Origin of the sequence: Streptomyces sp. BPTC-684 (assembly GCF_030028635.1) — a bacterium.
GTDB classification, from domain to species: Bacteria; Actinomycetota; Actinomycetes; order Streptomycetales; family Streptomycetaceae; genus Streptomyces; species Streptomyces noboritoensis.
On record NZ_CP124863.1, the window covers coordinates 7,018,303 to 7,037,378 of the forward strand.

Below are 19,076 nucleotides of genomic sequence, written 5' to 3' on the forward strand. Positions count from 1 at the left end.
CGTCCAGCTGTTAGACGACTCTCTGTGTGAGCACGGTGGTGGGGGTTGGCGACACTCGCGGTGTGCATGAGTGCTGATCTTGTTGGGGAGTGTGATCTCTGCTCGTGTGCGACGACACCGTGTGCACGGGCGGAGAGGTCGTACGTGCTCATCGTCGACGCCGATGTTGTTCGGGTTGAACAGCAGCTGTGCCAGGGCTGCTTGGAGTGCCCGTCGTGCGGGGCTGCCTTGGCGCCGTGGGGCCATGGTCGTGCCCGGGAGATCCGGGGTGATCTCGGTGCCCGGTTGTTCCTGCGGCCGCGCCGTACGCGCTGTTCGTCCTGCAAGGCCACGCATGTCCTGCTCGCCGAGGTGGTAGTCCCGAGGCGGATGGATGCGGCCGAGGTGATCGGGGCCGGGCTGGAGATAGCCGCGCTCGGCATGGGACACCGCACGATCGCCGCCCATCTAGGCCGGGCTGAGGGCACGGTCCGCGGCTGGCTGCGCCGGTTTAGGCTGCGGGCCGAGGACGTGAGGCGGCACTTCACCGTGGTCCTGGTGGCGGTCGCGGATGATCCGGTGATGCCGGAGCCCGGCGGCTCGCCGCTGTCGGACGCTGTCTTCGCGGTCGTGGCCGCCCATCGGGCGGCCACGACGAGGTGGCCGGACATGCACACGGTGTCGCGGTGGGAGTTCGCCGGCCGGGTGACCGGCGGCAGGCTTCTGGCCTCGCCTTCTGTCAGCGTCTGAGCAACACGGGCCGCCCCTGGGCGCCTCGGGGAGGTGCCGCGAGTCTTGATCGTGTCCGTCCGGATGGGGACGGACGAGGTTCGAGACGCGAGGTGGATTGCCGATGTCACCGAGTGAGGACGAGGACCGCCGCCGGGCGGAACGGGCCCGGCAGGTGGCCCTGTTCCGCTATGGCCTGATCCAGGACCTGATCGACACGAAGCTGACCAAACGCGAACGCGGGGCCCTGGCCCGCGAGCTGGCAGCGCAAGAGCACACCGATCCCTTCGGGCGGCAGGTCCGTATCGCCCGGGGGACGCTGGACCGCTGGTGTCGCCACTACCGCGCCGGCGGGTTCCCGGCGCTGGTGCCGGCCCCGCGTCAGGTCACCCCGCGCACGCCGGTGGAGGTCCTCGACCTGGCGGCCGCGCTCAAGCGGGAGAACCCGGCGAGGACAGCCGCGCAGATCCAGCGGATCCTGCGCACGACGCAGGGCTGGTCGCCGACCGACCGCACGCTGCAGCGGTACTTCGTGAACACCGGGCTGACCGGCCTGACCAGCACGGACAAGAGCGTGTTCGGCCGGTTCGAGGCGACGCGCGGCAACGAGTTGTGGACCGGGGACGCGTTGCACGGGCCGAGGATCGGCGGGCGGAAAACGTACCTGTTCGCCTTCATCGACGATCACAGCCGGGCGATCGTGGGGCACCGGTTCGGGTTCGCCGAGGACACCGTCCGCCTGGCCGCCGCCCTGCGCCCGGCGCTTGCAGCCCGCGGCGTCCCGGAAGCGATCTACGTCGACAACGGGAGCTGTTTTGTGGACGCCTGGCTGCTGCGGGCCTGCGCGTCGCTGGCCGTCAAGCTCACCCACTCCAAGCCGGGACGCCCGCAGGGCCGGGGCAAGATCGAGCGCTTTTTTCGAACAGTGCGGGATCAGTTCCTGGTCGAGCTCGACGACCAGCGGGTCGGTCAGATTGAGCATCTCACCGAGCTGAACAGGCTTTTCGCGGCCTGGGTGGAGACGGTCTACCACCGCACGGTGCACACCGAGACGGGGCAGGCGCCGATCGAACGCTGGCTGGGCTCCATCCCGACGCCGCTGCCGCTGCCCTCCCAGGCCGACCTGCGCGAAGCGTTCTTGTGGTCGGAGATCCGCACGGTGAAGAAGAACACCGGGATCGTCTCGCTGCACGGCAACAGCTACGAGGTCGACCCGATGCTGGCCGGCATGCGCGTCGAGCTGGTCTTCGACCCGTTCGACCTGACCGACATCGAAGTCCGCGCGGCCGGCAAGCCGGTCGGCAAGGCCCTCCCGCACCACGTCCACCGTCACACCCACCCCAAGGCCACCCCCGAGACACCGGCCCAGCCGACCCCTGCGACCGGGATCGACTACCTCAAGATCCTCGAAGGCGAGCACGCCGCCGCCACCCGCAAGGGCATCAACTACTCGTCGATGATGGACGATTCACGGGGGCAGCGGTGAAGCCGACACGGGCCGAGGAGTTGCACTTCGACCCCGAGATGGACCTGTTCATGCTCACCGAGCACGAACTCGCCCGGCGAGCCCTGGCCCTGGCCGACGTCTGCTGCCGCCGGGCCGGGGAGAGGCTCGGCATCCCGGACGGCTCCGCCGTCCGCACCGCGCTCCGCGCGGTGCATCTCGCAGTCCGGCTCGCACGCCGCGCCGACACCACCGAAGCACACGAACCGGCAGTGCAGCAGGCGGAGTTCTGCCTCTGTCCCTGGAGGATTCCATGATCGACCGTGTTCAGGGCTACTACGGGTTCACCCGGATCCCGTTCGGGCGGGACCTGGCCCCCTCGATGCTCCACCAGCACCACTCCCACAAAGAGGCCGCCGCCCGCATCGCGTGGTGCATCAACCACCGGGCGATCGGCGTGGTCACCGGCGAGGTCGGCGCGGGCAAGACCGTCGCGGTCAAGGGTGCTGTGTCCTCCCTCGATCCGGCCCGCTTCACCGTGATCTACCAGCCCAACCCGGAAGCCGGCATGCGCGGCCTCTACGACAGAATCGTCACCAGCCTGGGCGGCACCCCGAAATACCACTTCGCCGCCCTCGCCGCCCAAGCCTCGGCCGCCCTCGCCGCCGAGGTCGACGAGCGCGGACGCACCCCCGCCCTCGTGCTGGACGAGTCTCACCTCCTCGACCACCAACGGCTCGATGCGATCCGCATGCTGACCAACTACGACATGGACTCCACCACACCGTTCGCGGTGCTGCTGGTCGGCCAGCCCACCCTGCGCAAGAAGATGAAACACGGCATCCTGGCGGCCCTGGAACAGCGGATCGCGGTCAGCTACCAGCTGCCCACCATGACCAAGGACGAGACCGCCAGCTACGTCAAACACCACCTCACCATCGCCGGACGGTCCGACGTGCTGTTCTCCGACGACGCGATCGACCTGATCCACTCCACCAGCCGCGGCCTGCCCCGCTCCGTCAACAACATCGCCTGGCAGTCCCTGATCGCCGCGTTCACCGAGCAGAAGAGCATCGTCGACGAGTCCTCCGCCCGCGCCGCCGTCACCGAGACCGTCGCGACAGAGTGAACACGAAAGCAACACCATGACCACGAAAGCCCCGGCGGCCTCCGGCCGCCGGGGCCGTTTTCACCCCACCCCGTCAACAACCACACCGTCGACCTCATGCACACCTACAGCGTCGGCTAACACCAGCACGGCTGGGTCCTTGGAGTTCATAGCCTCACCGTAGTGCTATACCACAGCGAGCAGGGCTCGTCTCCGCCAGTGCATGGGTTCAGCCGTCCGTCACCGGGGGTGAAATCATGGCCACTGACAGGCGGTGAAGGCAAGGCCCGAACTTGCCAGTGGGTGAGCGTGCCTGGTGGGGTTGGGTCGTGAGCGGGCCTGGGGTGGGCCCGGCAAGCAATAGGGCGGGCGAGAGTGGTACGAGTCGTTGTACGAGGGTCGGGCACGGGCACGGGCGCGAGGAGCGTGCCGCCGCTGGCCTTGCCGGAAGCGTCCGCCTTCGCAAGGGCTCTGCTCGACAGCGGCTGGGCCGCGGTGTTCCTGCCCGGCGAGCCCGCCCGTCTCGGACGGCTCATGCTGTGGAAGCCCGCCGGGGTGGCGGCCGCAGACGGCCTGGTACCGGCGGGGGTCGAGAACGAGTCGGTGGAGCTGGTACTGCCGCACGGCCGGTCGGTCCGGCGGCGCAGGACAGAGGGGTACACACTCCCTGTTGCCGGGGCCGTTTCCGCGCTGGCCGATGCCCGGCCGCCGCATCCGTCAGGTGCGGCCTGGCAGGCTGCCGCCCGCCTCGCGTTGCGGTTGCTCGCCGATGGCCGTCTTCACCCGGCTCTCACCCCCGCGGGCTACGACAGCTGGCGGGCGGGTCCCTTCACCGCCGCCCAGCGGGAGACGCTGGAAGCCCTTGCCGCCGTTTTCCCGCCCCATGCCCATTGCCTGCCCGAGCCCGGCCCGGGCCCGCTGCGGATCGCCGAACCGGCCGCGTTGGTACGCCGGTTCTGCGACGCGGTCGCCGATACGCTGGTGCGTACCCCGGCTGCGCCGCTCGCCGTGGGTGCGCTGCCCTACGCCTGGCGCGAGACGCGTGCGGTGCCCGCCCTGCGGGAGTGGGCCGAGGAGACCTCCGCCGCGTTCACCGCCGAGGTCGGCATCTCCCTGCGCGTTGACGTACCCCAGGGACGGCGCCGGCAGTTCCAGGCTGTCCTGCAACTGCACACCGCGGCGGATCCGGCGCTGGTCGTCGAGGCCGCACAACTGTGGAGCGCACCGGCCGAAGTGGAGCAGCTGCTCGGCCCGCGCGCCGAGACCGAGACGCTGCTCGCCCTGCGCCGCGGCGCCCGCGCCTGGCCCCCTCTCCAGCGGCTGCTCCAGGACGCCGCCCCCGACCAGCTCAGGCTGACCGACGACGAAGCCTTCGACCTGCTGGGGGACGCCACCGATGCGCTGCGCGCGGTCGGTATTGACGTGCACTGGCCGCGCGAGCTGGTCAAGGCGCTCACCGCGACTGCGGAGATCGGGCAGCGCACCGCCCCTGGCTCCAGCGCAGGCGGCCTCCTCGACGGCGACGCTCTGCTCGACTTCCGCTGGCAGGTCTCACTCGGCGGCGAACCGCTCACCGAAGCCGAGATGAACGCTCTCGCCGAGGCGCGCCGTCCCCTCGTCCGGCTGCGCGACCAGTGGGTGGTGGCCGACCCGAAACTGGTCGCCCGTGCCAGGCGCCGCCGGATGGAACCGCTCACCGCCATGGAGGCGTTGAGCGCCACGCTGACCGGTGAGCTGGAGCGGGACGGCGAGTCGGTCCCGTGTGCGGCGGTCGGCGCGTTCGGCGACATCGTCGCCCGTATCCGCGAACCCGAGTCCCGCATGCCCGCCCCGCAGCCCGCCGCTCTCCGGGCGACGTTGCGCGACTACCAGAAGCGGGGGCTGGCCTGGCTGGCCGAGATGTGCGAACTCGGCCTCGGTGGCTGTCTCGCCGACGACATGGGCCTGGGCAAGACGATCACCTTGCTGGCCCTGCACCTGCACCGCCAGACCGACCCCGCCACCGCGGGCCCCACCCTCGTCGTCTGCCCCGCCTCGCTGCTCGGCAACTGGCAGCGCGAGGCGGCCAGGTTCGCGCCACACACGCCTGTGCGCCGCTACCACGGTGGCGACCGCCATCTCAAGGACCTGGCCGACGACGAGATCGTCCTGGTCACCTACGGGGTGCTGCGCCGGGACCGGGAGACCCTCGCCGAAGCCGCCTGGTCGCTGATCGCCGCCGACGAGGCCCAGCACGTCAAAAACCCCTACGCCGTCACCGCCCGCGAACTTCGCGCCCTGCCTGCCCGTGCCCGAGTCGCCCTCACCGGCACCCCCGTGGAGAACAACCTCTCCGAGCTGTGGGCACTGCTGGACTGGACCACCCCTGGACTCCTCGGCTCCCTGTCCGCCTTCCGCGACCGGCACGCGCGAGCCATCGAGTCCGGCGAGGACCCACAGGCCGCCGAGCGGCTGTCCCGTCTCGTCCGTCCCTTCCTGCTGCGCCGCAGGAAGTCCGATCCGGGCATCGCGCCCGAACTGCCGGCCAAGACCGAGACCGACCGCGTCGTGCCTCTGACGACCGAGCAGGTCGGCCTGTACGAAGCGGTGGTCCGGGAGGCCATGGCGAAGATCGCGGAAACTGAGGGCATCGCCCGGCGCGGCCTGGTTCTGAAACTGCTCACCGCGCTGAAGCAGATCTGCAACCACCCGGCGCAGTACCTGCGCCAGACCACACCGCTGCACGGCCGTTCCGGCAAGCTGGCCCTGCTCGACGAACTGATCGACACCATCACCGCCGAAGGTGAGTCGGTGCTGGTCTTCACCCAGTACACACAGATGGCGGTCCTCTTGGAGAAACACCTCGCCGAGCGCGGCGTCCCCAGTCTGTTCCTGCACGGCGGCACCCCGGTCACCGCGCGCGAGGAGATGGTGGACCGCTTCCAGCGCGGTGAAGCGCCGGTGTTCCTGCTGTCGTTGAAGGCGGCGGGCACCGGCCTCAACCTCACCCGTGCCACCCACGTCGTGCACTACGACCGCTGGTGGAACCCGGCCGTGGAGGACCAGGCCACCGACCGTGCGTACCGTATCGGCCAGGACAAGCCCGTCCAGGTGCACAAACTCCTGGCCGAGGGAACCGTGGAGGACAAGGTGGCGCAGCTGCTCACCGCCAAGCGCGCGCTCGCCGACGCCGTGGTCGGCTCCGGCGAGGCCGCCCTGACCGAACTGTCCGACGCCGAACTCGCCGAACTCGTCGCCTTGGGGAGGCAGTCATGAGCCCCTCCGATTCCGGACCGCGCCGTACGCCCGGCCGCGGCAGGCGGGCTTTCGCAGCGACCTGGTGGGGCCAGGCATGGGTAGCGGCCTTGGAGGACTCCACCTTGGACGCCGGGCGCCTGTCCCGCGGACGCACCTACGCCCGCCAGGGCATGGTCGGCCCCGTCACCATCGCGCCAGGCCATGTGAAAGCCCCTGTCCAGGGCAGCCGTCCGCGTCCGTACCGCTCGGCCGTCCATCTGCCCGTCCTCACCGACGCCCAGTGGGACACTCTCCTCGACGCCGTCGCGGGCCGCGCCGGGCACCTCGCCGCGCTCCTCGACGACGAGATGCCCGCCGAACTCGTCGAGGATGCCCGCCAGGCCGGTGTCCCTCTGCTCCCGCAGCCCACCGAACTCGACCCCGAGTGCTCGTGCCCCGACTGGGGATACCCCTGCAAGCACGCTGCCGCGCTCTGCTATGCCATCGCCGCCACCATCGACGACGACCCGTTCGTGCTCTTCGCGCTGCGCGGCCGTGGACGGACGGAGGTCCTCGCCGATCTGCGCGCACGCCGCACCGCGGGCCGGGCTGCGCAGGCCCCGTCTGCTCCGGCCGGTGTCCACGCCGCCTACGCCTACGCCGCCTGGGCCTCGCTCGCCGCGCACACCCCAGGATTGCCTGACCTGCCCGATACGCCAAAGCCATCCGCCCACACTGCCGCACTGCCGGTTCCCCCGCCCGCCGACAGCGGGTTGTCACTGCCGGATCTGGAACGCCTGATGGCCGACGTCAAGTCACGCGCGACACAGCTGCTGTCCGGCGATGCCACCAGCCTGTACCTGACCCAGCACCAGGACGCCGTACGCATCGCCGCGAGCAGTCCCGGCCCCGAGTGGTTCCACCGCCTGATCCAGAACACCGGCACCGCACCCACTGCCTTCGCCCGCCTCACCCGCGCCTGGCGCCACGGGGGCCCCACCGGTATCGCCGTCGCTGAACAACCTCACAGCCCGGACCCGTCGGCGATGACAGCGGCCCGTACCGCCCTGACCGCGGCTCTCGCCGATATGACCGACACCCCCGTACGACTCAGGGCCTGGCGCAACCGCCTCACCCTCACCGGACATGGCATCCAACTGCGTCTGGGCCCCGACGCCCGCTGGTACCCCTGTCTCCAGGACGACGGCGAGTGGTGGCCCGCGGCACCGGCCGCCACCGACCCGGTCGCGGCCCTCACCGCGGTCTGGCAGCTGGCACTACCGCACCCGGGCCGGTGACTGCGCCGACAACCTGTATGACGAGTTCTCTCCCCGCACCGCTCGGGGGAGGAGTGCGCAGTCTCGACTGCGTACGCGTATGAGCAGGCCGACTACGCACGCTGCGTCCCGTTGCGCAGCGTCCGGCTCACGAGTGCGCACTCCGGCGCGCACCGGTTGGGCATGAGGGTCGAACGGGCCCGACCATGCGCGCGACCACGGCAGCCCAGCGCGTAAGCTGCCTGATCGCGATCCGTGGTCGGGGGCTGTGGCTGTCTGTCTGGTCGGGGGTGTCGGCTGGGCTGACAGCATGGATCTCACGTACGTCTCCTCAACCACCTCGGTCTGGCCGGACGCGCCCCGGACCAGGGCCGCGAGGCGCCGCCAGGACCCGGAGGTGCTGGTCATGGCGGGCCGTACGGCGTCGGCGAGGGAGTACAGCGCGTAGCGCATCGTCGTGTCGTCGGCCGGGCCTGCCCGCACGATGGTCAGACCCGGGGCGATCGCGCTCGGCGAGCACGGAGAACGACGCCGCGATGTCCGGGACCGGGGGCATTCCGGGGACGGGGCCGGTGGCGGCGAGGAAGGCGCGGTGCTCGGGGTTCACGGGCCGGACCCTGGTCGCCGGTGTGGCGGTTGAGGGCGGTTGTGTGCGTCCGGGACACACGATCTTCGAGTCGTCCTAGGGGTGGGCGAGTTCCCGTTGGCGTTCTGCTGCCGGGGATTTCGTGCTTTCTGGGTGCGGAGAAGGATCTTGCGGTTCGTACGACAGCCCGCGTGGCGCGGCACCACCGACCGGTCCTCCCGCCTGCGCGATGCTGTGGCTCCGCTCGGTGTGCGGCAGTTCCGGCTTCACTTCACGGCGCGTCTGTTGTCGTGGACCGGGTCGGCCGTCGCTCCGATCGCGTTCGCGTTCGCGTTCGCCACCCTTCATTTGGGTGGTGGGGCGGGGAACCTGGGCCTGGTGCTGGCGGCTGGGATGGGCCGCAGATCGTGTTGTTGCTGGTGGGCGGGGTGGTCGCGGACCGGTGGTCGCGGGCCCGGGTGATGGTGTGGGCGAATGCGGTGTCGGCGGTGGCCGAGGGTCTGGCCGCGCTGCTGTTGTGGTTTGGGTCGGCCACGGTGTTGTGGCATCTGGTGGTCATGTCAGCGGTGTGCGGGGCGGCGTTTTTCCCTGCCGCTGCAGGCGTCGTCGTCGAGGTCGTCCCCAGACCGTGGCGGCATTCCGCGAACGCGCTGTTGAAGATCGGGCAGAACACGGTGAAGGTTGCCGGCGCCGAGTTCATCGCCGCGACCGGCGGAGACCTTGAAGCCTTTGGCACGGCCGACCGCCTGGCGTCCTTCGCCGGCCTCTCACCCGTGCCACGGGACTCCGGCCGCGTCAGCGGCAACATGCGCCGCCGCGCCGCTACCACCGCGGCCTGCTCCGGGCCTTCTACCCCTCCGCAATAGCCAGCCTGAGAACCTGCGCCGCCTCCCAGGCTTACTACGGACGCAAGCGGAACGAGGGCAAGGGGCACAAACAGGCTCTGCTCGCCCTGGCCAGTCGACGAGCCAACGTTTTGGGGCCATGCTCCGTGACGGAGAGTGCTACGTGCCCCTACCAACCGTCACGACACGGGCTTGGCATCGTCATGGGGAAGCTCTTTGGGGGATCCATGCGTCTCAAGCACGCCCTGGCTGCCTGCACGACGGTGGCTCTGGCCGCCGTGATCGTCCCGGCTGCCGCCACGCCCGCCGCCGCTGTCCCGCCGCCACGTCGGCCAGCGTGAGCGCGACGGACTTCTCGTTCTCCGGCCGCGAGGACATCGGATGGCGGCTGCGGTCTTACAGCCTGGACCCCGTCAAGATCACCATCCACGACACCGCGCCCGACGGCTATGCCATCGGTGCCCGACTGGTCACCAATGGCGACAATGGCCATATCGTGTGGCGGCTGCGGACCATTCCGTCGGGCCAGGAAACCGCGACGTGGACGACGTATGCCACGCCGGGCGGCTACATCAGCAACGCTTATATCGAGGTCCGCAAGATCAAGGTGAGCACCGGTGTGATCTCGTACTGCCAGTCCTCGTCGGTGATGAGCGCTCCGTTCGACGACTCCTCTGCGTGAGGCCCATTCGGCCCCGATGAGGACTCGGATCCTGCGTCCTTCACACGCCGCCCCATCTCCGTGTCCTCGAATAGCACTCCATGAATCCAGGGCAACCGGAATTCCGATCGGACTCTGCTCACGTGGAGTCCAACACGACGATCGACCTGCGCAAGCAGATGGGTGAGATCCTCCACCGCACCCGGATCGCGGGCGAGCCCGCGGCGATCACTCGCAAGGGCAAGACCCTCGCCTGCCTTGTGCCGGCCGAGTGGTTCGAGCAGTACACAGCCGCCCAGAACCCGTCGGCCCCCGCCGCCGGCCAGGACGCGGCCTGACCGCCCACCCGCGCGAACAGGGAGCCCGCGTCATGACTGCCGGGCCCGTGCACTTCGACGGCCCCGGCGGCGACAAGCCCCGCCGGGTGCCGCCGATGCCCGAACGCACCCCCCCCAGGCGCTGCGCCTGGCCATCCAGGAGCACGCCCCCCGCCTGCTGCCGGACTTCGAGGCCCACCGGCGCCGCGCGATCGGCGACGCCTTCAACCTCACCCCGGTCCCGGCGTTCATGCACCTGTGGTGGACCAGTATGGCTTCCTCGCTCGTAGGTGGTCCCGAGGAATCGGACAGAGCTGGCCCCACTCCGGGATTCATCCCGCTCCGGCTTGAGTTGGCTCCGCTGTCGACCTGCGTCAGAACACTCCAACGTGGATGGGTGCGGCTCTTGTGGAGTGAGCTCGATTGTCAGGCCAGCAGTGTGTATCCGTGCTGGTCGTCCATGGGGTAGAGGCGTTCACGTTCCTTTCGGACGTGGAAGATCCAGTACGCGTCGAAGTCGCCGTTGCTGATGAGTGCGCGGAGGGTGAGGACGGCCTCGGCGCCCGGGACGCCCCACCTGCTGCCCGTGATGTCGAGTCGGTCGGCCACCAGATGACGGGCCGCTCCCTCCACGATTCCGCTCGCGATCGGCCAACCGGCCGCAAGAGCCTGCTCGTAGTCGACGAAGTCGGCGTTGTTGAGCAGGTAGCGGCAGGCGGTGTCCGCCGCGGCCCGGTCGTCGTGCGACAGGTGCAGCCGGTCGGCCTGGGCCCGGATGTCGGCGACCGCGCCGACGGCGTCACCGGCCAGGATCCGGGCGGTCTTGAAGCCGACCCATGTCTCGGCTTCGGGATCGGTGGCGGTGTGAAAACACCGCGCGGCCGCCCACAGTTTTTCGATCACATGGACAATGTCGAGGACGATATGGACGGTGACGTCGCGCCGGGCGGCCTCACGCTGGATCAGGTCCAGTTGGTGGGCGGCACCGTCGACCAGGACCACCCAGCACCGACGGTGCTGCGGGTCGCGGGCCTCAGCCTGGTCGAACGCGGCGGCAATCACCTTCTGCGGGGTGTCGCGGACGGAGGCGGTGAGCCATTTCGCGCGGGCCTTGGGCCCGGGGCGCTTCGTGCGTGTGGTGGTGCGGCCGCCGGGCGGGGCGATGATGTCGTGCACCCGGCGCTCGGCCGGGGCGGCGTCATGGACGACGGCCAGCGTTGCCATCCTTTTGCGGCAGCTCTTCTCTCCGCTCGACAGCCGGGTGCGGAAGGTGCGTTGTGCGCGTTCGGCGGCTTTGCGGGTCGCGTCGCGCAGGTGGCCGGGCCTCATGACGATGCCCTTGCCGTCCACGCTGATCACCAGGAGCGTTTGGCTGCCGGCCGGGGCGGGGGTGCGGGCGGCGTAGAAGGCGGCGATGTCCACCGCGGCGGCCCGCACCAGCTGTTCGGCCTGCCGCTTGCCGAGTCCCGGCCCACCGCAGCGGCGCTCGATCGCTTCCAGCGCGGTGTCGTAGGAGCCGCGCACGGCCTCGAGGACGGCGAGTTTGCGCAGGCCCAGGCTGTGCCGCTCACGTGGCAGGGCGAGTTGGGCATCGGCCGGGTGGATGTTGGCCAGGTGCGGGGCACGCAGCGCGCACCGCGTGACCAGCACCGGCCCCAGCACGGTGTTCAGCCGGCGCCCATGCCCCCTTCTCCAGGCGGGTGCGGCCGGCGCCGAGCGCCGCCCGCTCGGGCCCGGTCATCGCGGACAGTGCGGCTTCCTCCCGACGCGCGCGCAGGTCGAGGTGGCCCTGCAACACCAGGCGGGCCACCTCACGGGCCCCGGCCTCGGCCCGTTCCTCCGCCCGGTCGTGGGACAGGTGCAGGGCCCCGGGACCGGAGAGGGAGGTGATGAGAGAAGTGAGACAAGAAACAGCTCGGTCAAAGGGGTCAGCCGTCGTCGCGGCCGCATACCGTGCGGACATCGGGCTCTCGCTTCCGCCGGGTCGGACAGGTTGGCACCTTCGACGCTAGGGACGAGAGCCCGGTCCTTCACCGGCGCGGCGCAAAGGTTGGGGCGGCCGGTTGTGCTCCGGCGTACGAGGACCGGTCCCCGGCGCGCTCCGCACGGCGAACAGTCCCGGCTCCGCCTCGGTCAGCCAACCCCGCTCCACCATCCGCTTCAGCTTCGAGCGGAAGCCCTCCACCTTGGACTTGTCCGTCGACAGCCCCAGCACCGAACACAGCTGATGGGCCCGCAGCGGATGCACCGCATCCCCCAGGACCTCGACAATGTCCTGGTACGCGCGCGGCAGCACCGACACCTCCGACTCCGGCGACCAGTCGGGGATCAGCCGCACCCCGACCGGCGACCCGACCGGCCCGCCGGACTCCACCCCAGTGACAGCACCCTCGTCGTCGCCGTCGTCCAGGAGCTCGGACATGGTCTCCCGCGTGATCTCCAATCGGGACAGGACCTCCTCCTGCTCGGCCAGACGCCCGGACAACTCCTCAATCCGGGCCCGCAGTTCAACGATCTGTTCCCGCGCGGCAGCCTCCCGCCGCTCGAGCTTCTCCAGCCACGACGCCATCCCCGCCTCCCAGACCACGGTCCCGGAAACGACGATCCACCCTCCGGCCACGGACAGCAACGGCGTACAGCGTCACACACTCACTTCAGGAGAGTCCTCCTGTCCCTCTCGTCACGCCTGGCGGCGTGAAAATCGGTGCGAGGAGCGATCGGACAGAGGGTGCGCGCATCTCACCGCCGTGGCGTTCGCCAGGCGCCTGCCTCGATCCTGGGTATGGAGACTGTCCGTCCACGTCGATGCGGTTTGGGCTTGCGCGCCCGAAGGAGAGTCTGACGCGGGAGCCAACCAGGGGCCACCGACTGTTGCCACGTGCACGCCGTTCAGCCTTGCCGTTCCCCTCCGGCTTCCCGGGCAGTCTCCACCCCATGGGAGCTGAGGGCAGGGGAGGAACCGTGGACGAGCCGCGCGAGGAACTGCAGGACGAGACGGTGGCCCGGGTGGCCGCGATCGACATCGCCAAGAACAGCGGCGTGGTGTGCCTGCGGCTGCCGAACGAAACCCGCGAGGGAGCCCGCACCCAGAAGGTGTGGACCGTCGCGGCGACCACCAACGCGATCCTGGAGCTCGGCGACCACCTGGCCTGCCAGGGCGTCGAACTGGTGGTGATGGAGGCGACCGGCGTCTTCTGGCAGCCCTTCTACTACCTGCTGGAAAGCCGGGGGCTGCGGTGCTGGCTGGTCAACGCACGCCAGGTCAAGAACGTACCGGGCCGACCAAAGACCGACAAACTGGACGCGATATGGCTGGCCAAGCTCATCGAGCGTGGCATGGTGCGCCCTTCCTTCGTGCCGCCCCAGCCCGTACGACACCTACGGGACTTCACCCGCACCCGCACCGTGTTCGTCCGCGAGCGATCACGCCACAAACTGCGAGCCGACAAGGTCCTGCAGGACGCGCAGATCAAACTCTCGTCGGTGGCCACCGACCCGTTCGGCCTCTCGGGACGGGCAATGATGGAGGCGCTCATCGCGGGCGAGCGCAACCCCCGGACACTGGCCAGTCTCGCTCAAGGTCGGCTGACCGCCAAGCACGACGCCCTGGTGGAAGCCCTGACCGGGCAATTCGACGATCACCACGCCCGGCTGCTGCGGCTCCTGCTGACCACGGTCGACCACCTCACCGCGCAGATCACCGCGCTCGACCAGGACATCGCCACCACGCTCGCGGCCCTGCCCGACCCCCGCAGTGACGCGCCGGACCACTCACCGCCGCCCGCTGCTGTGTCGTTCGGCGACGACCTGCTGGCCCGCCTGGACGAGATCCCCGGCGTCGGCCCCACCTCCGCGCGGACCATCCTGGCCGAGATCGGCCCCGACATGAGCGTCTTCCCCACCCCCGCCCACCTCGCCTCGTGGGCGAAACTATCTCCCCGCACCATCCAGTCCGGCTCCAAGAGCACCACCGGACCCGCCGGCAAAGGAAACCCCTGGCTCAAAGGCGCCCTGGGCGAAGCGGCCAGCGCCGCCGCCCGGACCGACACCTTCCTCGGCGCCCGCTACCGGCGCCTGGTCAAACGACGAGGCCACGCCAAAGCCCTGGTCGCGGTCGCCCGCTCGATCCTCGTCATCGTCTGGCACCTGATCGACGACCCGCACGCCCGCTATCAGGAACTCGGCCCCGACTGGCACCAGCGACACCTCAACCCGAGGCGCAAGACCCGCGACCTTGTCCGGCAACTCGAACACCTCGGCCACCAGGTCACCCTCACCACCGCCTGAACACCCGTCACAGCCCTGTCCGGGACGGCTCCGCCGCCCGGACGCTACCGCCTGCCCACCTGACCATTGATTTTCCGTTCAGCCGCACCCGATGAGGATCGCTCGAACACGCGGCGGAGCCAACGCTGTCCAGAATCCCGGGGCCACCCTTGCATGAGGAAGCCACCCAGTACGCCATCGCCCGCGACCCCGGCCTGGAAGCCCACCTGCGCGACCTCGAGGCCCGCGCGGCGACGTCGAAGGATCCTGCCCGAGTCCACCCGCCTGCTGGCCGAGTACAGCCGCCTGCGCCGCCAGGCGGGTACCGTGGAGCCCGGCCGGTGACCGATGAGCTCCCCGGCCCGCCGTGGAAGATGGACTGGACGGCAGAGGCCCTTCAGTAGTTCGAAGCCATGCCCGAGGACGGCAAGCAGCTGGTCCTGTCGGCCCGCGCGGAGCGGATCACCGCCGCGGACCCCTATTTCCGGGGCATCGACGCCGACCTAGGCCTGCCGCATTGGATCGCCGTCCGCCCGCTGGCCTCGACCAGCTCCGGCGGCCCGCACCTCGCCGACCTCGCCGGCGGCCGCGGCTGGCTCATCTTCACCTTCACCCGCTGCCACGCCGCCCCCAGATCACCGTCACCGACGCCTTCTGGGCTTGACTCCGGTGATAGCAGTCCGAGCGCCTCTGCCGAGCGCCCCCCTGAGCCGGGGAAAATGGGCCTGCGGCCGTCCGGTTGACGTCGTTCAGCCTTGGCGTGTCCGAGCCCGTGGATTAGCAAGACGCTGGAGATCACTCGACAGGCACCCGGAAGTGTTGCTTCGAGCACGAGTATCAGGATCTTTCGCCTTCCGGATCTCCCCGGGCGGCCGCGCTCGGGGCGGACGGCCGGAGGGGGTGCCGGAAGGTGGATGTGGTCTACGAGCGGTGCGCGGGAATCGACATCAGCAAGGTCGACGTCAAGGTCTGTATCCGGGTGCCCGGTCCAGGCAGGCGGCGCCGCAGCGAGGTGCGCACCTTCACCTCGATGACCTCCGGCCTGCTGGCCATGCGGGACTGGCTGCTCGCCGAGGGAGTCACCCTGGTGGGGATGGAAGCGACCGGCATCTACTGGAAGCCCGTCTTCTACCTTCTCGAGAACGACATGGAGTGCTGGCTGCTCAACGCCCGCCACATGAAGGCGGTTCCGGGCCGCAAGACGGACGTGAAGGATTCCGAGTGGATCGCCAAGCTCGTGGAGCACGGCCTGGTCCGCCCCTCGTTCGTGCCGCCGGCACCCATCCGACGGCTGCGTGACCTCACGCGCTACCGCACCGAGGTCATCCGCGAGCGCACCCGAGAGGCCCAGCGGCTGGAGAAGCTCCTCGAAGACGCGGGGATCAAGCTGTCCAGCGTGGTCAGCGACGTGCTGGGCGTCTCCGGCCGCGCCATGCTGGAGGCGATGATCGGTGGTGAGCGCGATCCGCACGTACTCGCCGAGCTGGCCAAACGCCGGCTGCGGTTGAAGATCCCCGTGCTGGTCGAGGCCCTGACCGGGTGTTTCGGTGACCACCACGCCTTCCTCGCCCGGGCCATGCTGGACCGGATCGATGCCGCCACCGCCATGGAGATCCGGCTGAGTGCCCGCATCGGGACCGCGATCGAGCCGATGCGCCGCAGCGTCGAGCTCATGGTCACCATTCCCGGCGTCAGCACCCGCCTCGCCGAAGTGATCCTGGCCGAGATCGGCGCGGACATGTCCCGCTTCTCCTCGGCGGAGCACCTCACGTCCTGGGCCGGGGTCTGCCCGGGCAACCACGAATCCGCCGGCCGCCAGCCCACCGGACGGACCCGGCACGGTGATCCCTGGCTCAAGGCCGCCCTGGGCCAGGGGGCCATGGCCGCCGCCCGCACCAAGAACACCTACCTTGCGTCCCGCTACCGACGCCTGGTCGCCCGCCGTGGCAAACGCCGTGCCGTGGTCGCCCTGGAGCACTCCATCCTCATCGCCATCTGGCACATGCTCACCCACGACGTCCCGCACGCCGACCTCGGCGGCGACTATTTCCTGGAACGCACCGGCAAGACCCGCGCCACCCGACGGCTGGTCGGCCAGCTCAACCAGCTCGGCTACCAGGTCAGCCTCCAACCCATCGAGGCCGCCTGACCAGCACGGCGGTATTTGCCACCAACGAATTTTCGTATCAGGCTCGGTCCTGGCCCGTGCCGGTATGGAGCGCGCGGGGCAGCCCGGTCCGGTCCCAGTGACGGGTGCAGTACGGCCGGGGCCGCTCCCGCACCGTCCCGGTCACCGGGTCTTGCTCGTGCTGTCGCGGAGTGGAGAGGGGAAGTGTGGAGGATCTGCCCACGTCGGCCACGGAGCCGGATGGCTGTGTGGTCGTGCGCGTGCTCAGTTACAACATCCGCTCCATGCGCGACGACGTCGCAGCCCTCGCCCGGGTGATCCGGGCCTGTCGGCCTGACGTGGTCTGCATTCAGGAGGCGCCCCGGTTCTTCGGCTGGCGCAAGGCCGCCGCCCGCCTCGCAAGGGCCTCCGGGCTCGTGTACGTTGCGGGTGGCGCCACCGCCTCCGGCCCCATGATCCTCTCCTCGCTCCGCGCCTGCGTGGAGCGCACCGAAGACGTACTGTTGCCCCGCACTCCCGGCCTGCACCAGCGCGGCTTCGCGACCGCCGTGCTCCGGTTCGGCCGGGCCCGGCTCGGCGTGCTCAGCTGCCATTTGAGCATCAACGACCAGGAGCGCTACGAGCAGGGCCGGCTGCTCCTGGAGCGGCTGTCCGCCATGGACGTGCTGTACGCGGTTGCCGCGGGCGATCTCAACGACTGGCCCGACGGCCCTACCTTCGGCCTCCTCGCGGGCGCCCTGCAGGATGGCTGGGCGACGAAGCCGTGGGGGCGGGAGCACACCACCCGGCTGGGCGATCCGCTCCAGCGGATCGACGTCGTCTTCGCCACAAAGGGGGTTCAGGTGCTGGGGTGCGGGGTGCCGATGGGGCTCCCCGGGGTCGAGGAACGAGACCTGAAGGCAGCCACGGATCACCTGCCGGTGCTGGCCGCTTTGCGGGTGCCCGCCACGTAGCACGACTCCGCCCCGGACCTGGTCCTCCACGGCGGAGCCGGGGGTACCTTTCTCAACTGACCGTTTGCGGGGAAGTCCGATACGGAACCGCAGCTACCGTCAGCCGCTGTTCCCTTGTTCCAACCAGTAAGTACCGGGGCTGGCTGCCCCCGCACCTGAGGTTCCCCCGTCGTGTGGGAGGTTCTGATCAGCTGGTCAGAGCGGGTTGACGGGTGTTCAGGTTCGTTGGTTCGGCCGTCGCCTGCTCGGCGTAGTACTTCTCTTCGAACTCGATCGGACTGAGGTAGCCGAGCCTTTTCTGGATGCGCCGGGAGTTATAGAACCCGTTGATGTACTCGAACAGCGCAAGGTTCGCCTCGGCTCTCGTGGAGAAGACGCGGCCGCGGATGCACTCCGTCTTGATGATCATCCACAGGTTCTCCGCGAGGGCGTTGTCGTACGAGTCACCGACCGTGCCCATGGATGCCTCAACCCCCGCACGCAGCAAGCGGGTTGTCAGCTTCACGGATGTGTATTGACAGCCGTGATCCGCGTGATGGATCAGCTTGCCCGGCTCGACTTCCCGGCTCGCGAGGGCGTACTCGAGCGTGGCGGGGACCAGGTCGGCGTCCGCGTGGGCGGAGGTCTCCCAGGCCACCGCCCGCCGCGAGAACGCGTCCCGGATCGCGGAGAGCCACAAGGGTCCCTCGCCGGTCGCGATCATCGTGAGGCCTGTGACCCACAGCCGGTTCGGCGCCGGTGCGGTGAAGTCGCGCTCGACCAGGTCCGGGGAGAGCGTGGCCTTGGGATCGCGGCGCGTGAAGCCCCTGCGCCGTGGGCTGACGCCCGCGATGTCGGCCTCGCGCATCAGGCGTTCGACCCGCTTGCGGCCCACGTGGACGCCCTCGCGCTTGAGCACCGCATGGACGCGCGGTGAACCGTAGATCCCGCCGGAGTCGGTGTGGATCTCCTTGATCCGCTCGGTCAGCTCGACGTCGCGGCGCCGCCGTTCGCACGGTTCACGCTCAGCCCGGCGCCAGCGGTAGTAGGTCGAGGAGGGGATGTGCAGTTCCCGAAGTACGCACTCGACTCCCAGGCGGGGATGCTCGTCGACGAGCGTGGTCACCTGGGCCGGGTCGGGTCGAGTTGCGCCGCGAAAAAAGCCGAGGCCGTCCGCAGGACATCGTTGGCCCGTTTGAGCTGGGCGTTCTCCTTGCGCAGGGCCGCCAGCTCGGCTCGTTCATCAGTGGTCAGCCGGTCGTCGCGCTCGCCGGCATCGGCCTCGGCCTGGCGGATCCAGCCGCGCAGGGCCTCGGGATGGACACCGAGACCGCCTGCCAGCTTCTTGGTCTGGGGCTTCGGGTCGGAGGTGCGGTACATCCGTACCGCACGCTCCCGCAACTCCAGCGAGTATTTCCGGGGTGCAGCCATGGTCATGGGTCCTCTCATGAGTCCCATCTGACCTGCTGTCAACTTCCTTCGCATCTCGGGGGAGCCTCAACCCCGTTGACGACCAACGCGCTGACGGCATCACCTCGGGCACGGACACCGAGGGGGAGTGTCAGACCCATCTTCCAGACACGCCTCT

General features: G+C 69.9%; 16 protein-coding genes and 4 pseudogenes. 16 read left to right on the forward strand and 4 right to left on the reverse strand.

All coding sequences use genetic code 11. The features are described 5' to 3' along the window. The first annotated feature begins 66 nt into the window (after positions 1-66). From QIY60_RS31180 to QIY60_RS31230, 12 genes and pseudogenes are all read left to right on the forward strand, one after another. Positions 67-729, forward strand: a complete 663-nt coding sequence (locus QIY60_RS31180) for a DUF6431 domain-containing protein (RefSeq protein WP_283146129.1) — start codon at positions 67-69, stop codon at positions 727-729. 103 nt (positions 730-832) lie between these two features. Beyond that, a complete protein-coding gene (locus tag QIY60_RS31185; protein ID WP_283145520.1) occupies positions 833-2,194 on the forward strand; it encodes a DDE-type integrase/transposase/recombinase in 1,362 nt (453 codons plus the stop codon). Continuing rightward, the gene (locus QIY60_RS31190; RefSeq protein ID WP_283145521.1) at positions 2,191-2,469 is read left to right on the forward strand and encodes a hypothetical protein; all 279 of its coding nucleotides are present in this window, start codon (positions 2,191-2,193) and stop codon (positions 2,467-2,469) included. The genes QIY60_RS31185 and QIY60_RS31190 overlap by 4 nt, the downstream gene beginning before the upstream one ends. After that, positions 2,466-3,281 carry an AAA family ATPase gene (locus QIY60_RS31195; RefSeq protein ID WP_283145522.1) on the forward strand — a complete coding sequence of 272 codons (816 nt, stop codon included), beginning with the start codon at positions 2,466-2,468 and terminating at the stop codon, positions 3,279-3,281. The genes QIY60_RS31190 and QIY60_RS31195 overlap by 4 nt, the downstream gene beginning before the upstream one ends. Positions 3,282-3,695: 414 nt before the next feature. Then, on the forward strand, positions 3,696-6,515 hold the full coding sequence (locus tag QIY60_RS31200) for a DEAD/DEAH box helicase (RefSeq protein WP_283146130.1): 2,820 nt from the start codon (positions 3,696-3,698) through the stop codon (positions 6,513-6,515). Positions 6,516-6,619: 104 nt separating this feature from the next. Further along, positions 6,620-7,774, forward strand: a complete 1,155-nt coding sequence (locus QIY60_RS31205; protein ID WP_283145523.1) for an SWIM zinc finger family protein — start codon at positions 6,620-6,622, stop codon at positions 7,772-7,774. Between the two features lie 289 nt (positions 7,775-8,063). Further along, positions 8,064-8,201 (forward strand): hypothetical protein, encoded by a 138-nt coding sequence (locus tag QIY60_RS31210; protein ID WP_283145524.1) that lies wholly within the window; start codon positions 8,064-8,066, stop codon positions 8,199-8,201. A gap of 599 nt (positions 8,202-8,800) precedes the next feature. After that, a pseudogene (locus QIY60_RS32830) lies at positions 8,801-8,968 on the forward strand (MFS transporter); the annotation flags it as partial. 57 nt (positions 8,969-9,025) lie between these two features. Then, a pseudogene (locus tag QIY60_RS31215) lies at positions 9,026-9,136 on the forward strand (transposase); the annotation flags it as partial. A 385-nt stretch (positions 9,137-9,521) separates the two neighbouring features. Continuing rightward, on the forward strand, positions 9,522-9,866 hold the full coding sequence (locus QIY60_RS31220) for a hypothetical protein (protein ID WP_283145525.1): 345 nt from the start codon (positions 9,522-9,524) through the stop codon (positions 9,864-9,866). Between the two features lie 122 nt (positions 9,867-9,988). Next, positions 9,989-10,183 carry a type II toxin-antitoxin system Phd/YefM family antitoxin gene (locus tag QIY60_RS31225; protein ID WP_283145526.1) on the forward strand — a complete coding sequence of 65 codons (195 nt, stop codon included), beginning with the start codon at positions 9,989-9,991 and terminating at the stop codon, positions 10,181-10,183. 32 nt (positions 10,184-10,215) lie between these two features. Beyond that, positions 10,216-10,430: pseudogene (locus tag QIY60_RS31230) on the forward strand (hypothetical protein); the annotation flags it as partial. A gap of 158 nt (positions 10,431-10,588) precedes the next feature. On the opposite strand, the pseudogene QIY60_RS31235 reads toward QIY60_RS31230, so the two are convergent. Together QIY60_RS31235 and QIY60_RS31240 are read right to left on the reverse strand one after the other, a co-directional pair. After that, positions 10,589-11,839 (reverse strand): annotated as a pseudogene (locus QIY60_RS31235) (ISKra4 family transposase); the annotation flags it as partial. 331 nt (positions 11,840-12,170) lie between these two features. Further along, positions 12,171-12,731 carry a hypothetical protein gene (locus QIY60_RS31240; RefSeq protein WP_283145527.1) on the reverse strand — a complete coding sequence of 187 codons (561 nt, stop codon included), beginning with the start codon at positions 12,729-12,731 and terminating at the stop codon, positions 12,171-12,173. Positions 12,732-13,123: 392 nt separating this feature from the next. Here QIY60_RS31240 and QIY60_RS31245 point away from each other — a divergent pair, with 392 nt between their 5' ends. The 4 genes from QIY60_RS31245 (at position 13,124) to QIY60_RS31260 (ending at position 17,509) form a co-directional block, all read left to right on the forward strand. After that, positions 13,124-14,449, forward strand: a complete 1,326-nt coding sequence (locus QIY60_RS31245) for an IS110 family transposase (protein ID WP_283145528.1) — start codon at positions 13,124-13,126, stop codon at positions 14,447-14,449. A gap of 392 nt (positions 14,450-14,841) precedes the next feature. After that, the gene (locus QIY60_RS31250) at positions 14,842-15,171 is read left to right on the forward strand and encodes a hypothetical protein (protein ID WP_283145529.1); all 330 of its coding nucleotides are present in this window, start codon (positions 14,842-14,844) and stop codon (positions 15,169-15,171) included. 167 nt (positions 15,172-15,338) lie between these two features. Continuing rightward, on the forward strand, positions 15,339-16,577 hold the full coding sequence (locus tag QIY60_RS31255; protein WP_283145530.1) for an IS110 family transposase: 1,239 nt from the start codon (positions 15,339-15,341) through the stop codon (positions 16,575-16,577). Positions 16,578-16,762: 185 nt separating this feature from the next. Then, positions 16,763-17,509 carry an endonuclease/exonuclease/phosphatase family protein gene (locus QIY60_RS31260; RefSeq protein WP_283145531.1) on the forward strand — a complete coding sequence of 249 codons (747 nt, stop codon included), beginning with the start codon at positions 16,763-16,765 and terminating at the stop codon, positions 17,507-17,509. A 187-nt stretch (positions 17,510-17,696) separates the two neighbouring features. Here the strand turns inward: QIY60_RS31260 and QIY60_RS31265 are convergent, their stop codons facing one another. Both QIY60_RS31265 and QIY60_RS31270 read right to left on the reverse strand, forming a co-directional pair. Continuing rightward, positions 17,697-18,614 (reverse strand): IS3 family transposase, encoded by a 918-nt coding sequence (locus QIY60_RS31265; protein ID WP_283145532.1) that lies wholly within the window; start codon positions 18,612-18,614, stop codon positions 17,697-17,699. Next, positions 18,611-18,919 (reverse strand): transposase, encoded by a 309-nt coding sequence (locus QIY60_RS31270; protein WP_283145533.1) that lies wholly within the window; start codon positions 18,917-18,919, stop codon positions 18,611-18,613. Before QIY60_RS31270 ends, QIY60_RS31265 begins: the two co-directional genes overlap by 4 nt. Between the last annotated feature and the right edge of the window lie 157 nt (positions 18,920-19,076).

Coding starts and splice junctions, on each gene's coding strand:
- QIY60_RS31180 (WP_283146129.1), top strand. CDS start 67: ATGAGTGCTGATCTTGTTGGGGAGTGTGATCTCTGCTCGTGTGCGACG.
- QIY60_RS31185 (WP_283145520.1), top strand. CDS start 833: ATGTCACCGAGTGAGGACGAGGACCGCCGCCGGGCGGAACGGGCCCGG.
- QIY60_RS31195 (WP_283145522.1), top strand. CDS start 2,466: ATGATCGACCGTGTTCAGGGCTACTACGGGTTCACCCGGATCCCGTTC.
- QIY60_RS31210 (WP_283145524.1), top strand. CDS start 8,064: ATGGATCTCACGTACGTCTCCTCAACCACCTCGGTCTGGCCGGACGCG.
- QIY60_RS31240 (WP_283145527.1), bottom strand. CDS start 12,731: ATGGCGTCGTGGCTGGAGAAGCTCGAGCGGCGGGAGGCTGCCGCGCGG.
- QIY60_RS31250 (WP_283145529.1), top strand. CDS start 14,842: ATGCCCGAGGACGGCAAGCAGCTGGTCCTGTCGGCCCGCGCGGAGCGG.
- QIY60_RS31270 (WP_283145533.1), bottom strand. CDS start 18,919: ATGGCTGCACCCCGGAAATACTCGCTGGAGTTGCGGGAGCGTGCGGTA.